The organism is Stenotrophomonas sp. 62841_Sma (assembly GCF_056482945.1).
Genome location: NZ_CM151224.1, coordinates 4802302 through 4818289 on the forward strand (window position 1 = coordinate 4802302; position 15988 = coordinate 4818289).

10 protein-coding genes are annotated in these 15988 nt (G+C 69.1%); 7 read left to right on the forward strand and 3 right to left on the reverse strand.

Annotated elements, in window-relative coordinates:
• Positions 1-98 precede the first annotated feature (98 nt).
• The 5 genes from ACZK5G_RS22300 (at position 99) to ACZK5G_RS22320 (ending at position 5179) form a co-directional block, all read left to right on the forward strand.
• Positions 99-308, forward strand: coding sequence for a DUF1656 domain-containing protein (locus ACZK5G_RS22300; protein ID WP_010487502.1), 210 nt, complete (start codon positions 99-101; stop codon positions 306-308).
• Entirely contained in the window at positions 305-1222 is a 918-nt protein-coding gene (locus ACZK5G_RS22305; protein ID WP_478464868.1) for an efflux RND transporter periplasmic adaptor subunit, read from the forward strand. The genes ACZK5G_RS22300 and ACZK5G_RS22305 overlap by 4 nt, the downstream gene beginning before the upstream one ends.
• Positions 1219-2679, forward strand: coding sequence for an efflux transporter outer membrane subunit (locus ACZK5G_RS22310; protein WP_049421033.1), 1461 nt, complete (start codon positions 1219-1221; stop codon positions 2677-2679). Before ACZK5G_RS22305 ends, ACZK5G_RS22310 begins: the two co-directional genes overlap by 4 nt.
• A 3-nt stretch (positions 2680-2682) precedes the next feature.
• Positions 2683-4722 (forward strand): FUSC family protein, encoded by a 2040-nt coding sequence (locus tag ACZK5G_RS22315; protein ID WP_197655743.1) that lies wholly within the window; start codon positions 2683-2685, stop codon positions 4720-4722.
• A 61-nt stretch (positions 4723-4783) separates the two neighbouring features.
• Positions 4784-5179: a hypothetical protein gene (locus tag ACZK5G_RS22320; protein WP_478464870.1), complete on the forward strand. Its 396-nt coding sequence runs from the start codon at positions 4784-4786 to the stop codon at positions 5177-5179.
• 163 nt (positions 5180-5342) lie between these two features.
• Here ACZK5G_RS22320 and recD read toward each other — a convergent pair whose 3' ends face one another.
• From recD to recC, 3 genes are read right to left on the reverse strand one after another with little or no spacing between them, the layout of a single operon-like run.
• Positions 5343-7223 carry an exodeoxyribonuclease V subunit alpha gene (gene recD / locus ACZK5G_RS22325; RefSeq protein WP_478464872.1) on the reverse strand — a complete coding sequence of 627 codons (1881 nt, stop codon included), beginning with the start codon at positions 7221-7223 and terminating at the stop codon, positions 5343-5345.
• Positions 7220-10900, reverse strand: a complete 3681-nt coding sequence (gene recB, locus ACZK5G_RS22330; protein WP_478464873.1) for an exodeoxyribonuclease V subunit beta — start codon at positions 10898-10900, stop codon at positions 7220-7222. The genes recD and recB overlap by 4 nt, the downstream gene beginning before the upstream one ends.
• Entirely contained in the window at positions 10897-14244 is a 3348-nt protein-coding gene (gene recC / locus ACZK5G_RS22335; RefSeq protein WP_478464874.1) for an exodeoxyribonuclease V subunit gamma, read from the reverse strand. The genes recB and recC overlap by 4 nt, the downstream gene beginning before the upstream one ends.
• A gap of 189 nt (positions 14245-14433) precedes the next feature.
• Here recC and ACZK5G_RS22340 point away from each other — a divergent pair, with 189 nt between their 5' ends.
• Together ACZK5G_RS22340 and ACZK5G_RS22345 are read left to right on the forward strand one after the other, a co-directional pair.
• On the forward strand, positions 14434-15222 hold the full coding sequence (locus tag ACZK5G_RS22340) for an ABC transporter ATP-binding protein (protein WP_049462908.1): 789 nt from the start codon (positions 14434-14436) through the stop codon (positions 15220-15222).
• Positions 15222-15971: an MlaE family lipid ABC transporter permease subunit gene (locus ACZK5G_RS22345; RefSeq protein ID WP_005414955.1), complete on the forward strand. Its 750-nt coding sequence runs from the start codon at positions 15222-15224 to the stop codon at positions 15969-15971. Before ACZK5G_RS22340 ends, ACZK5G_RS22345 begins: the two co-directional genes overlap by 1 nt.
• Positions 15972-15988: the final 17 nt, after the last annotated feature.

Here is a 15988-nt window from a genome sequence, read left to right on the forward strand (position 1 = left end):
CCCGAATACCGCCGCTGCCGTGCACACGCCAGCGGCTTTTACCCGTTGCTGCTGTTTCGTTGTTCCTCCCCTCCCCCACCTCGCCCCCGCCCCTACCGATGCCCGGTGAATTCAGTCTCCACGGAGTGTTCGTCCCGACCCTGCTCGGGTTGATGCTGCTGGCCTATCTGGTCAACAGCGGCCTGCACGCGCTGCTGCAGCGTGCCGGCGCCTATCGCCATGTATGGCACCCGGCGCTGTTCAACCTGGCCCTGTACGGGATCGTGCTTGGCCTGCTGTTCCACCTCCTGCGTTGGATGCAATCGTGAACAAGATCGTGAAGAAGACCCTGCCGGTGCTGCTCACCAGCGCAGCCGTGATCGTCGCCCTGCTGGTGCTGCGCCAGCTGTGGGTCTATTACATGGATGAGCCGTGGACCCGCGATGCCCATGTCGGCGCCGACGTGGTGCAGGTGGCGCCGGACGTATCCGGGCTGGTGGAAACGGTGCAGGTGGCCGACAACCAGGCGGTGAAGAAGGGGGACCTGCTGTTCGTGGTCGACCGTGCCCGTTACCGCATCGCGCTGGAGCAGGCCAAGGCCAGCCTGGGCGAGCGCCAGGCCTCGGTGGCACAGCTGCACCGCGAGATCGGCCGTGACCGCAGCCTGCAGGACCTGGTCGCCGCGGAGGACGCCGAAGTACGCCGCGCCAAGCTGCAGGCCGCACAGGCCGCGCTGGCCACCGCACAGGCGGCGGTCGACCTGGCCGAGCTCAACCTGGGGCGCACCGAGGTGCGCGCACCGGCCGATGGCCGGGTCAACGACCGCACCATGCGCGTGGGCGACTACGTGGTGGCCGGCAAGCCGGTGCTGGCGCTGCTGGATACCGGCTCGTTCCGCATCGATGGCTATTTCGAGGAAACCCGCCTGCGTGGCGTGGCCCCGGGACAAGCCGTGGACATCCGCCTGATGGGCGAATCGACCCCGCTGCGTGGCCATGTCGAAAGCATCGCCGCCGGCATCGAGGACCGCTACCGCAGCAATGGCAGCACCCTGCTGCCGAACGTGACCCCGGCCTTCGACTGGGTGCGGCTGGCGCAGCGCATCCCGGTGCGCATCGCCATCGACGAAGTACCCAGGGGCGTGGAACTGATCGCCGGCCGCACCGCCACGGTGACCGTGGACACCAGCCGCCATCCGCACAACGACAAGGCCGGCACCGCACCGACACAGGCGGGCCTGTGAACGCCGCCCTGCCCCGTCTCGGCCTGATCGTCGCGCTGGCCAGCCTGGCCGCATGCAGGACCGTTGGCCCCGATTACGCGCTGCCGGAAGGCTCGGCATTCAAGCGCCCGCAGGCCAATGCGGCCTTCATCGATACCCAGAACCCGCAGATCGCCGCCAACCAGGCACTGCCCGACCGCTGGTGGTCGCTGTACAACGACCCGATGCTGGATGGCCTGATCACCCAGGCGCTGCGCGACAACGTTGAACTGAAAGCCGCCGATGCGCACCTGCGTCGTGCGGCGGCGGTGTACGAACAGGCGCTGGACGCCGGTGGCTTCGAGTACGAGGCCGAGGCCGGGGTCAGCCGCGCGCAGCTGTCGGCCGAATCGTTCCTGCAGGAACACGAGCTGCCGGTGATCAACCTGGCCGATGGCAAGTTCGCGGTCAGCTACCAGTTCGACCTGTTCGGCAAGCTCAAGCGCGGCGCCGAAGCGGCCCGTGCCGACGAGCAGTCGGTCGCCGCAGCACGCGACCTGGCCCAGGTCAGCGTGGTCGCGCAGGTGGCCGACAGCTATCTGGAAATCTGCCACGCCAACCACGAGCTGCACGTGGCCGAGCATTCGCTGCAGCTGCAGCAGCGCAGCCGCACGGTCACCGAGCGCCTGATCGCGGCCGGCCGTGGCACGCCGCCGGAACTGGCCCGCGCCAATGCCCAGGTGGCGCTGCTGGAAGCTGCACTCCCGCCGCTGCAGGCGCAGCGCTCGGCCGCCGCCTATTCGCTGGCCGCGCTGCTGGGGCAGACCCCGGGCCAGCTGCCGGCCGGTGTGATCGACTGCGCGCACGCCCCCAGGCTGGCGCAGCCGCTGCCGGTCGGTGATGGCCGTGCACTGCTGCAGCGTCGCCCGGACGTGCGCCAGGCCGAGCGCAAGCTGGCCTCGGCCACGGCGCGGATTGGTGTCGCCACCGCCGAGCTGTACCCGGACATCCGCCTGGGTGCCTCGCTCGGTGCCGCCGGCCTGCTCGAGGACTTCGGCACGCCGATGACCCAGCAGTGGTCGATCGGCCCGCTGATCTCGTGGACGCTGCCGTCCTCGGGCACCCACGCGCGCATCCACGCCGCCGAAGCCGGTGCTGATGCCGCGCTGGCCGAGTTTGACCACACCGTGCTGCAGGCGCTGCGCGAGACTCAGACCGCGCTGGACCGCTATGCGCAGGACCTGCGGCGGCTGCAGTCGCTGCGCATCGCGCAGGAGCAGGCCGCACTGGCCGCCGAGCAGAACCGCCGGCTGTACCAGGGCGGCCGCACGCCGTACCTGTCCAGCCTGGATGCCGACCGCAGCCTGGCCACCAGCGATGCCACCCTGGCCGCCGCCGAAGCGCAGGTCTCGCGCGACCAGATCCACCTGTTCCTGGTGCTGGGTGGTGGCTGGCAGGCCAGCGCCGCCGCGCCCAACGCCTCGACCGCAGCGAAGTAAGCCATGAACGCGCTGACCGACCGCCAGGCCTGGCTGTTCTCGATCAAGACCTACCTGGCCGCGGTGGCCGCGCTGTACATCGCCATGGCCGGCAACCTGTCGCGCCCGTACTGGGCGATGGGCACGGTGTACATCGTCAGCCAGCCGCTGCTGGGCCCAACCCGGGCCAAGGGCGTATACCGCATCGTCGGCACCCTGGTGGCCGGCCTGGCCACCCTGCTGGTGCTGCCGGCTCTGGTGGAGACGCCGCTGGTGCTGAGCGCGGCAATGTCGATCTGGCTGGCCGGCTGCCTGTTCATGGCCCTGCTCAACCGCGGGCCGCGCGGCTACGCGTTCCTGCTGGCCGGCTACACCACCGCCTTCATCGGCTTCCCGGCGGTGACCTCGCCGGAAACCATCTTCGACACGGTGGTGGCACGCAGCGAGGAGATCATCCTTGGCACGGTGGTGGCGGTGCTGTTCGCGTCGCTGCTGTTCCCGGCCTCGGTACGTCCGATGCTGCGCGCGCGCATCGGCAACTGGATGGAGGACGCCGCGCAGTGGTGCCGGCAGATCCTTGAACGTGGCCGCGCGCATGCGCCGCGCAACCGGCTGGCCGCCGACCTGGTGCAGTTCGAGGCGCTGATCGAGTTCCTGCGCCGTGATGATCCACGCCATGCCGGTTCGGCGGTGTCGATGGAGCGCCTGCGCGAGCGCATGCTGCTGCTGTTGCCGGTGCTGTCCTCGATTGCCGACCGCCTGAGTGCGCTGCGCAGCGACGGACAGGCCCTACCGGAAGGGCTGCCGGCACTGGTCGACGATATCCACGACTGGCTGGACGGGCCGACCAACGCCAGCGAGTACGCCCGCCTGCGCGCGCGCATCAGCGCACTGAAGCCGCAGGTGGACCGCGACCTGCAGCACCTGCAGCTGGCCAGCCTGCTGCTGCGCCTGGAGGAACTGGTGGACCTGTGGCAGGACTGCCGCACCCTGCAGCACGCGATCGACCACGGCACCGCGCCGCTGGACCGCGCGCACTACCGCATCCGCACCGAACGCGTGGCCGCCGACAAGCACGTCGACTACGGCATGGCGCTGTTCTCCGCGCTAAGTGCCGGCGTGGCGCTGATGAGCTACTGCGTGCTGTGGATCGCGCTGGGTTGGGAAGGTGGTGGCAACGGCGCGATGATGGCCGCGGTGACCGCTGCATTCTTCGCTGCACAGGACGACCCGGCACCGAGCATGGTGTCGTTCCTGGTGTGGGCGATGGTCGCCTCGGTGGTGGCTGGCGTGTACCTGTTCGGCGTGTTCCCGGCGGTGCACGACTTCGGCCTGCTGGCATTGGTGCTGGCGGTGGCGTTCCTGCCGCTGGGCTTGATGCTGCACCACCCCAAGAGCGCATTGTTCGCGTTGCCGTTGACGGTGAACCTGGCCGCACTGCTGAGCCTGCAGAACACCTACAGCGCCAACATCCAGACCTTCCTCAACTCGTCGATTGCGATGTTCATCGGCATTGGCTTTGCGGTGGTGATGACCCGCCTGTTCCGTTCGGTAGGTGCCGAGTGGACCGCGCGCCGCCTGGTGCGGCAGGGCTGGACCACGCTGGCCGAAGCCGCCGAAGGCCGTGGCCAGCAGGACCGCCAGCGCTTCGCCGCGCGCATGCTCGACCTGCTGGGCCTGCTCGCGCCGCGCCTGGCGGCGACGCCAGAGGGCAGCGACATCGCCTCGGTGGACATGCTCAACGAAGCGCGCATCGGCCTGAACATCCTGCAGTTGCGTCGCGCACGGCTGGAACTGCCCGAGCGCAGCCGCGAAGCGGTCGAGCACATCCTGGAAGAAATCGCCGTGCATTACCGCCGTCAGATCGCCGCGCGCAAACCGATTGTGGCGGCCGAGGCGCTGCGCGAGCGGCTGGATACCTCGCTGGGCCGGGTCGGCAGCGTGGCCGCCTGCAAGGCGCGCGACGAGGCGCTGATGGGCTTGATCGGCCTGCGCTTCGCGCTGTTCCCGGAGGCGAAGGCGTTGGCGCCGGGGCTGGCGGATGCCAACACTGCATCGGCCTGATAATGAGCACTAGCGCCGGGCGACGCCCGGCAGCCTTTCACCACGCCCGCAGGACGGTTCAATGAGTTACGACATGATGGTGTTCGAGGCCAGCACCGCTCCACGTGAGGCGGCGGCCTTCATCGCCTGGTTCGAGAAGCAGACGCAGTGGAACGAACGCCACGAGTACGACGACCCGGCAGTCAGCAGCCCGGCGCTGCAGTCGTGGTTCGCGGAGATGGCACAGGACTTCCCGCCAATGAACGGGCCGCTGAGCAACGACGAGGACGACCGTGCCGAGGTGACCGAGTACAGCATCGGTAGTCAGGTGATCTACGGCGCGTTCGCCTATTCGGTGGCCGAGCGCGCGCATGGCCGCGTGCAGGATCTGGCCGAGAAGCACGGCGTGGGCTTCTTCGACGTGAGTGCTGATGAAGCGGCGATCGTGTTCCCGGATGGCCTGGTACTGATCGCGTAGATCCACGCAATGTGTGGATGAACCCCGAAGCGATCAGAACGCGCTTTTGTAGAGTCGAGCCATGCTCGACTCCATGGCCCATCAGCCGAGCATGGCTCGGCTCTACATTATTGCAGCGCAGTCGAGCATGGCTCGACTCTACAGGGGGCGCATCGCGCCCGATTCAGAACAACGTGCCCTGCACTGTGGGCTGTTCAATGCGCGCCGGTGCTTCGGCCACTGCCTCCGCACCCAGCCGCCAGACCAGACCACCCAACCGGCTGGCGTGGCGCTTCAACGCCGCCTGCAGCACGTCCGCGCTGCCGGCCACATGCAGCACCCGGCGGGCGCGGGTCAGGCCGGTATAGACCAGTTCGCGCGACAGCACGCGGCTGTCCTGGCGCGGCAGCTGCAACCACACTTCATCGAACTCCGAGCCCTGTGCCTTGTGCACGGTCATCGCGAAGGCGCTTTCGTGCGCGGGCAGTGCGGCCGGGTGGAAGGCGCGTGGCTGGTCGACGCTGTCGCCGGGGAACCAGGCCACCATCGCGCCGCTACCATCGCGCAGGCAGATGCCGATATCGCCGTTGAACAGACGATGCCGGTAGCTGTTCTCGGTGACCAGCAGCAGGCGACCCTGGAAGTAGCCGGGGGTGTTGCCGGCCAGCAGCTGTTCGATGCGGCTGTTGAGCCCGCGCGCGCCCTGCGGGCCTTCGCGCAGCGCGGTCAGCACGCGCAGGCGCCCGGCCTGCTGCAGGGCAAACACTGGATCAGCCGCATCGGCCAGTGCACGCCAGTGGCCCAGCAGGTGCTCGCGCTGGCCGCGCAGCGGATCGGCTTCGCCTTCGTGGAAATGCACGCCGGCCAGTTCACCACTGCGCAGCAGCTGCAGCGCGGTGCTGCTGTCGCCGTCGCGCACGGCATGGGCCAGCGGTGCCAGGTCCAGCGCATTGCTCTGCCGGTAGCCGCGCTGCAGCTGCACGCGGCGCCCGGCGAAGGCGCGTGGTGCCGCCTGCGGCTGCAGCGTGGCTGGAAGCAGCAGATCATGCAGTGCCTGCGCGTCATCGGCGCGGGTGCCGATGCCATCACCGCTGGCGCGCAGGATCGCACTGAGCACGTCGCCGGCCTCGACCGAGGGCAACTGATCGGGATCGCCGAGCAGGATCAGCCGGGTGCCGCTGGCGATCGCGTCGACCAGCTTGGCCATCATCGACAGATCGATCATCGAGGCTTCGTCGACTACGACCACGTCCACCGGCAGCGGATTGTCGGCGTGGTGGCGGAAGCGCGGCGAATCGGGAATCACCCCGAGCAGGCGATGCAGGGTGGTGCCGGTGCTGGGCAGTGCCGCGCACAGCGCCGGGTCCAGTCCTAGTTCCTGCAGGCGTTGCACAGCCACGCGCAGGCTCTCGGCCATGCGCTCGGCGGCGCGCCCGGTGGGCGCGGCCAGCGCCACCTCGGGCAGTGGCTGGCCGGCGTGCCGGGCCTGCGCGGCCAGCAGCAGCAACAGGCGCGCGATGGTGGTGGTCTTGCCGGTGCCGGGGCCGCCGGTGACCAGCGCCAGCGGATGGCGCAGGGTCACGCCGGCGGCGCGTGCCTGATGATCTTCGCCGCCCAGTGCCTGCGGGAACAGCTGCGCGAACAAAGGCGCCAACGCTGCCATGTCCGGCGCCGGCAGCGGATGCCGGCCGATGCGCTGCAGCCCAGCCGCCAGCTGACGCTCGTACTCGCGGTAACGGCGCAGGTAGAGCAATCCGTTTTCCAGCACCAGCGGCGCATCCTCGGCGATGGCATCGGCCTGCTCCGGCGTCGCCACCCACGGCGATGCGCGCAGCTGCTCCAGCCAGTCCTGCGCGGCAGGCCACTCCGGCACGCCTTCCAGCAGTCGCTGCGGTTGCGCCGGATCGAAACCGGCGTGGCCCTGCGACACCGCCAGCGAGGCGAGTGCGGCCGCCACTGCCACGCTGTCAGGGGTGTCCTCCCGCAAGCGCTGCAGGCTGGTCGCCAGTGCATGGTCGAGGGTGCGCAGCTGGCCGTTGCGATACAGCTCCTGCAGCAGGCTCATGCACTTGCTCCACGCGCACGCGCGGCCAGTTCGGCCTGGGCCTGCTCGCCACCGGCGAACAATGCATCCAGCGCGTCCACCAGCGCCAACGGGAAGCGGTCCACATGCACACCGTTACCGGCGGCATCCAGGCCACGGCAGAACAGATAGCGGATGCCGCCCATGTCGCGCTCGTAGTCGTAGGCCGCACCCAGGCGGAAACGCAGCCAGCGATGCAGGGCCACGGTGTAGATCAGCGCCTGCAGGTCGTACTCGCTGTGGCGCATGGCAATGGCCAGCAGGTCCGGGCTGTAACCAGGCAGGCGGTTGGACTTGTAGTCGAGCACGTACCAGCGCCCGTCGCGCACGTAGGTCAGGTCGATCATGCCGGTCATCAGCCCTTCCAACCGGCGGCGCTGGCCGAAGCCGCGTCGCGTGCTGGAAACACCGTGCGCATGCAGCACCTGCAGCAGCGCCGGCACCGTGGTCGGCTCGATGGCGAAATGGAAGTCGATTTCCGCGCGGCGCTCGCCTTCACCCAGGCTGTGCAGCGCACCGCCTTCGGGCAGCGGCACGGTGAGCGTGTGGCCGACCAGCGGCACCAGTACGGACACGCCATCATCCAGATCGACGTCAGCATAGCCTTCGTCGTGCAGCGCCTTGCGCAGTACCTCGGCCTGTCCCTCAGGGGCTTGCAGACCCGGCTGCCAATCACCCCATGCGGCGAAGTCGACGTTCTCCATCGCTTCGTGCAGCACGTTGCCGAAGCGACTGCCCATGAAGCGCGGGTCGACCGGTGTGCTGTCTTCGGCCGCCGCGGCGGGTTCCGGCAACGCCGGTTCCAGTGGCAGTTCCGGGCCAGCGGGTTCGTCGGCAGCGGGCGCCGGCAGTTCGGTGGCGGCGGCTTCGATATCACTGCCCGCGCCGGCATCGGCGTGGGCCAGCTGGGTGAAGCTGTACACCCACCAGTCGTGCGGGACGCGCCGGGTCAGGGCACGCACCGCCGGAAGGTCACCTTCCACTTCGGCCGCCAGCTGCGGCAGCGCGGCCGCTGTCTCGCTGTCATCGATGTGCACGTCGGCATGCGCGCGCAGCGCCTGCAGGTCACCCAGCAGCGGCGCCAGCCGCGTCCTGCCGAGCCCGGCCAGATCACCCACGGCGATCCACAGCGCATGCTCGGCACGGGTCAGTCCCACATACAGCAGGCGCGCATCCTCGGCGCGCTGCTCGCGCTCGCGCTGGGCACTGGCCGCTTCCCAGGCTTCGTCCTTGTCCAGCTTCCAGTGCAGCTGGCGCTGGCCATCCACATGCACCGTACAGTGCGACGACGTGTTCGGCGCGCCGCCGTCGATGCCGACGAACGGCAGGAACACCAGCGGGTACTCCAGGCCCTTGCTCTTGTGCAGGGTGATGATCTGCACGCGGCGCGCATCCGATTCCAGGCGCAGCAGCTGTTGCTCGTCATCCTGGTCAGCGCTGGCCATCTGCCCCTGCAGCCAGTCCAGCAGGCCGTGCATGCCGAGCGCCTGCGCCGAGGCTTCCTGCAGCAGTTCGCCCAGCTGCAGGTAATTGGTCAGGCGGCGCTCGCCATCGATCAGCGCCAACAGGCGTTCGCCCTGCGCGGCACAGACGTCGGCGATCACTGCGAACGGTCCGCCGCGCTGCCAGCGCTCACGCCAGTGCAGCAGCTGTGCCTGGAACTCGCGTTGCAGGTCGCCCTCGCGTTCCATCGCCGCGATCGCACTGGCCCGCTGGCCAAGCAGCACGGTGGCCAGCACCGCACGCAGACGGCCTTCGTCGGCCGGTTGCAGCAGTGCCAGCAGCAGCGCACGGAGATCGCGCGCTTCAGGGGTGGAAAACAGGCTCTGCTTGCCGGCCGCCACGGCGGGGATGCCGACCGCTGCCAGCGCGCGCTGCACCAGCGTGGCCTCGCGATGCGAGCGCACCAGCACCGCGATATCACCGGGTTGAACCGGGCGCCCACGCAGCACGGCATTGCCCGCACGCGCCTCGACCAGGATCTGGTGAATCGCAGCCACGCAGGCCTGGGTCGCGGCATCACGCGAGGCGTCCGCACTCATCGCCTTGTCACCGCCACTGCGCAGCACGCGCAGGGTGAGTGCCGTGGCGGCATGGCCATCACGCTGGTAGTCCTCGTCGATGCGCACGCCACCGGGCCGCACCGGCTCGAACTGGATGTCGCGTTCGAGGAAGGCGTCTTCGCCACCGTTGTCGTACAGCGCCTGCAACGCACGCAGCACAGCCGGTCGCGAGCGGAAGTTCTGGTCCAGCACCGGCGCCTGCTGTGCCACCTGCTTGGCCTTCAGGTAGGTGTGGATATCACCGCCGCGGAAGCCGTAGATCGCCTGCTTGGGGTCGCCGATCAGGAACAGCGCCGGTGGCAGGCCGAGTTCACGCACCTCCGGCGAATCGCCGAACACGGTGTGGAAGATGCCCCACTGGCGATCGTCGGTGTCCTGGAACTCATCGACCAGCGCGATGCGGTACTGCGCACGCAGTTGTTTCACCAGCGTCAACCGTTGCGGGCCTTCCAGTGCCAACGCCACGCCATCGATCAGGTCGTCGTAGGTCTGTACCCGGCGCGTGCGCTTCAGCGCCTGCAGGCGCTGCGTGGCTTCGGCGCGAAGCGCGTGCAGGAAGTTCAACGCGGTACCACGCAACCAGGCATCGCGTTCGGCCAGCAGCGCGACATAGCGCGCCAACGGCGCCTGCAATGGCGACGATGGCGTGCGGTCGGGGAACTTCTTGTTGGTCTTGTCGGCCAGCACCGCCGGCAGCAGTGCCGGCAGGCGCTCGCTGGCCAGCAGCTCGCGCGGGTCGCCGCGCTCAGCCCAGGCCAGCAGCTGTCGGCCCAGCGGGTGCAGCCAGCCCAGCTTGTAGGACACGCCGTTGATCCACTTGTTGTCGACGGCATCGCAGAGGTCGATGAGGAACTGCTCGCCATGCTCGCGAAGCGCCTGCTGCAGTTCGGCGGCGGTGGCCTGCAAGGCCGGGTGTGGATCAGCCAGCGTCACCGGCTGTGGCAACGGGTGCAGGGGCGGCGTGCCCAGCAGCGCGCGCAGATCGGCGGCCAGCGCGTCCGGGTTGGACCACAGCCAGGTCAGCGGCTCCAATGTGGCCGGGTCATTGGCATGCACGCGCCACAGATCAGCGGCCAGCTCCTCCAGCAGTTCACGATCGCTGGCCAGCAGTTCCGGCGGATCAAAGGTATGGCCGCTTTCCAGTGCATGCTCGCGCAGCACGCGGGTGCAGAAGCCGTGGATGGTGAAGATGGACGCCAGATCGATCTCGTCGGCAGCCACCTGCAGGCGGCGTTTCAGTGCGACCGCGCTCTCGGTTCCGCCCTGTAGATGGCGCTGCAGTACCTCGCGGGTCAACCGCAGGTCTGGCGCTTCGCCCTCGGCCGGTTCCAGATCGACCAGGCGCGCGGCCAGCGCCAGGCGCTCGCGGATGCGTTTGCGCAGTTCCTGGGTGGCCGCATCGGTGAAGGTCACCGCCAGGATCTGGCCGATACGCAGGCCCTGCTCCACCACCAGTCGGGTGAACAACGTGGCCAGGGTGAAGGTCTTGCCGGTGCCTGCGCTGGCTTCAATCAGGCGGATGCCGTCCAGCGGCAGGGCCAGGTAGGGATCGCCCGCCATACGCCGGGTTTCCTGATCAGCGATGGCGGTGTTCATGCGTTGCCCTCCTGGCGTGCTTCGGTGCCGAGAGTGCGGCCTTCGCGCACCGCGCTGAAGACCACCTGGCTGTTGCGCAGCAGCTCGGCATAGCTGGCATCGGTGGCAAACGGGTCGGCACCGCGCAGCAGCAGCTGCCAGGCGTCGCTGCTGGATTCACCCCAACTGCGGTCGCTGCCATGCCACTGCTTCCAGCCTTCGCTACGCTGTTTTTCTGCTGGCGCGTTGTACAGCACCCAGCCGGTATACGGGGCAAAGCGCAGCGGCTCACGCAGGCCGCGCTCGCGCAATTGCAGCAGCGCACGCAGCGCCGCGCGTGCAGCGGGGGCGCTCAGTGCTGGCAGCACATGCGGGCCGGGCCCGGCGTCACCGCCATCGTGGAACTGCACCAGCGGCAACGCATCGCCGGCGGCGTTGGCCAGCAGCCAGTCCAGGCCCTGGCGGATCACTGCATTGCCATTGAGCGTGCCGGCGCGCAGGCGCACCAGCCCTTCAGGATGCCGATCAGCCACGCGGCCGTGCAGGCGCACGCCGTCGATGTCCACTTCGTAGCGACGGCTTTCCAGCGGTTCGCCCTGCATCCAGCCCAGCAGCGCACTGGCATACGGGCGCGTCTTCAACTGCTCCCCCTCGAATTGGCGCTCGCCCAATGGACCCGATGGCAGCAGTCCACGCGCGCGCAGCCGCGGGTACAACGGCTCGGTATCGCCGCTGAGCGTGGCGCGCACCACCGCCGCCTGCACGCTGCGCTTTTCCGGGCCGCGCGATGACAGCACCAGCGGTTCCAGGTCATCGACCTCCTCGACATCGTCGGCCAGGCGCAGGCCCAGCGACTGTGCGAGGAACTGCCCGGCCGGATCGCACAGGAAACGGCGCAGGGTATCGAGTGCGACGTCGTCCTCCACCGCATCGTCGAGCGGCGGTGGCAGCGGTGCGTCGAACCACGGCTGCAGTCCACCGCGCTGGCCAGTGAGGCGACCGGCCGCCGGATGCCACTGGCGGCGATAGCTGAAGCGGCGTGGGTCGCCGTCACCGAACGCGGCGGGCGAGAACGGCTGCAAGGCATGGCGCACGGTGAAGTCGCGGACCGCCGCAGGCGGATCGAGGTGATACGCGGCGGCGGCATCGATCAGTTCACTGACCAGCACCGACGGCTCGCGCACGCTGCCATCGCGCGGATCGGCACCGAGGTAGCTGAGGTAGAACACCTCCTGCGCGGCGGCGAACAGCTGCAGGAACAGGAAACGGTCGTCTTCGCGGGTGGAGCGGTCGCCCGGTCGGCGGCGCGGCGTGTCCAGTTCGGCGGTGAGCTGGTTGAGACCGGCCGCCGGGTCACGGCGCGGGAAATCGCCATCATTGAGGCCCAGCACGCAGATCACCCGGAACGGCAGCAGGCGCATCGGCACCATGCGGCCGAAACTGATGCCACCGGTCAGCAGCGGTGCGCGCGTATCGGCCTCGCCCAGCGCGCCGGCGAAGTGCGCACGCACCACCTCCGGCGGCACACCTTCCGCGAAGCCGGCCTTGGCAGCATCCTCGGCGAACTGGTTGAGCAGCTTGCGCAGGCGCTCCAGCGCGCGCTGGCTGTTGGGTGAACTCGGCGCGGAGGGCAGCAGTGCATCCAGCAACGACAGCAGGCGCTGTCGCCACTGCGCCGGGGTCAGCAGCTCGCCGAGGCGACGCTGGTAGATGGCCAGCACGCGCAGCAGGCGCAGCAGCCGGTCCAGCGCGTCCAGCGCGCCGCCTTCCAGTTCGATCCACGGTGCGACACCGGCCAGGTCGGCCTCGCTGCCGGTGGCATGGCCGAGCACCAGGCGATCCAGCGCGAACTGCCAGGTGTAGGCGTCGTCCGCCGGCGCCTGGTGCTGGTGGCGGTGCTTCGCATCCAGGCCCCAGCGTGCACCGGCCTGCTGCAGCCAGCCATGCAGGCGGTCGAAGTCCACCGCTTCCAGCCCGGCCGCTTCGGCCAGCGGCGCGCTGGCCAGCAGGTCCAGCACTTCATTCAGGCCAAAGCGCGAGACCGGCAGGCCCAGCAGGTGCACGAACACATCGGCCAGCGGTTCACCGGCCAGCGGGCTGCTGTCGGCCAGCGCATAGGGGATGTGCTCCTCCTCGCCACCACGGCCGCCGAACACCGCTTCCAGGTACGGCACGTAGGGATCGATGTCCGGCGCCAGCACCGCGATCTCGCGCGCCTGCAGCGGCGGGTCGAAGCGCGGGTCCTGCAGCAGGCTGCGCAGCTGGTCGTGCAGCACCTGCAGCTCGCGCAGGCGGGTGTGGCAGGCGTGCACCTGCAGGCTGGGGTCGTCGCTGCGCAGGCCGTCGCGCAGCTCGCCCGAGGGCAGCGCGCGGCGGTGGAACAGATCGCGCTGCAGGCGATGCAGCAGGCTGTCGGACAGGCCGCCTTCGTCCAGGGTCGGCCGGGTGTCGTCCTCCGGATCGGAATAGGCGGCGATTTCGCCGGCCGGATGCACCACCTCGTAACTGCCCAGCACCGCCATGAAGTCGCGCCCGGCCGCGCCCCAGGCTTCCAGCAGGCGGTTTTCGCCGGCTGCTTCGCCGAAGGGATCGGGCGCGCCGCTGCGCAGGCGCTCGGCCAGGGTCTGCAGATCGCCCCAGTACGACTGCACCGGGGTGGGCATATAGAAATGCAGCTCGCCAACACGTGCCTGGGTGGCCATCACCCGCAGCACATCGGGCGAGATGTTGAGCGTCGCGAACGCAGACATGCGCGGTGGCAAGCCCTTCGGCAAGGGTTGGCCGGCCCCTTCGAAGCGGTCCAGGTATTCCTGGATGCGGCGCGCGCGGTAGTCATGGCCGTGGGTGATGGTGCGCCACAGGATCGCCTGCGGATCGGACGGATCGGCACCGGCCGCCCAGCGCAGCAGCCAGTCGCGGCGCCACGCCTGGTACTTCTCGAACACCGAGGCCAGCTCGCCAGCCAGCGCCCACGGCTTCAATGCGTCATCGCCGGCAAGATAGGACTGCAGCGCGCGCATCGGTGGCTGCGCCAGCAACGCCGGGTCGCGCAGGGCCTGGTACAGCTTCCAATGCAGGCCGGCCGCGTCCAGGTCGTCCTGCTCGCCGCTGACGTTGGCCTTCAGCGCGCGCGCCACGAACTCACCCGGGGTGAGGAATTCGAGGTTCGCAGCCACACCGAACTCGGCGGCCAGTGTCGCTTGCAGCCAACGCCGCATCGCTACCTGCGGGATCAGCACCACTTCCGGTGCCAGCAGCGGCTGGCCAGGAACGGGCGCACGCACATTGCGCGCCAGCAGCGCGGCCAGCACGTCCAGGGAGTTGGAATGGTAGAGGCGGAAATCGCTGCCTGGGTCACTCATCATGCACAGTGTGCAGGACGGCAGGCAGTATTCAATGGTTGGGCCGCGAGCGGTACGGATTGTTCCGGGACGCCAGTCGATTGTCCCGGCCTCCGCCGAGGCTTGTCGTGCAACAATACTGCACCGTCCAGTCTGCTTATGTTCAGCCGACGGGCCCGATCCTTCGATGTCTAAAAAACGTTAATGGTGCCCATGTCGGCTTCCACCTCCAGTCTGGTGCAGTTATCCAACGTCCGCATCGACCGGAGCGGACGCACGATCCTGCGCGACGTGTCGCTGCAGGTGCCCAAGGGCAGCATCACCGCCGTTCTGGGTCCGTCCGGCAGCGGCAAGTCGACCCTGCTGGCGGCGCTGACCGGCGAACTGCGCCCGGTCGCCGGCGAGGTCACCCTGTTCGGCAAGCCGATTCCGCATGACAGCGGCGCGCTGCTGGAAATGCGCAAGAGCGTGGGCGTGCTGCTGCAGGGCAACGGCCTGCTGACCGACCTGACCGTGGCCGAGAACGTGGCGCTGCCGCTGCGTACGCACACCCGCCTGCCGACCGCCGTGCTGCGGCGGCTGGTGCAGATGAAGCTGCATTCGGTGGGCCTGCTGGCCGCCGCCGATGCCTGGCCGCGCGAGCTGTCCGGTGGCATGGCGCGCCGCGTGGCGCTGGCCCGTGCACTGGCGCTGGATCCGCCGCTGATGATCTACGACGAGCCGCTGACCGGGCTGGACCCGATCGCCTCGGGGGTGATCATGAGCCTGATCCAGCGCCTCAACCACAGCCTGGGCCTGACCAGCATCATCGTCAGCCACCACGTGCACGAGACCCTGCCGATCTGCGACCAGGTGATCGCGATCGCCAATGGCGGCATCGTGTTCCAGGGCACGCCCGAGGCACTGCAGTCCAGCCAGGACCCGCTGCTGCGGCAGTTCCTGCACGGCCAGCCCGATGGTCCCATCCCGTTCGATGCCGCGCCGCGCGCGAGGGTCGCCTGATGCCGTTCGTTCAAGCCACCCGCTCGCTGGGCCGTGCCGGCCTGTTCTCGCTGACCGTGCTGCGCGGTTCGCTGCCGACCCGTGATTTCCTTGCCGAGTTGACCCGCGAGATCTACAAGATCGGTGCGCGCTCGCTGCCGATCATCGCCGTCGGCGGTGCCTTCGTCGGCCTGGTGCTGACCCTGCAGGGCTACCGCACGCTGACCACCTTCGGTGCGGCCGACGCACTGTCGACCCTGCTCGGGCTTTCGCTGTACCGCGAGCTGGCACCGGTGCTGACCGCGCTGCTGTTCATTGGCCGCGCTGGCAGCTCGATCGCCGCCGAGCTAGGCCTGATGCGTGCCACCGACCAGATCAAGGCGCTGGAGCTGATGGCGATCGACCCGGTGGCCAAGGCGGTGGCGCCGCGCTTCTGGGCGGCGGTGCTGACCGTGCCGCTGCTGACCGGCATCTTCTGTTCGCTTGCAATCAGTGCCAGCTACTTCGAAGCGGTGCACGTGCTGGGCCTGGACAATGGCGTGTTCTGGTCGGCGCTGCGCAACAGCGTGGACTTCTGGGACGACTTCGGCGTGGCAATGCTGAAGTCGGCGATCTTCGGCGGCACTGCCGCGCTGGTTGCCGCCTATGTGGGTTTCCACGCCGAGCCGACCATTGAAGGCACGTCGGTGGCGACCACCCGTGCGGTGGTCAACGCTTCACTGCTGGTGCTGATGTTCAACTTCGTGCTGTCGGCAATGTTGTTCACCTAACCCCTCCACCGGCGGTG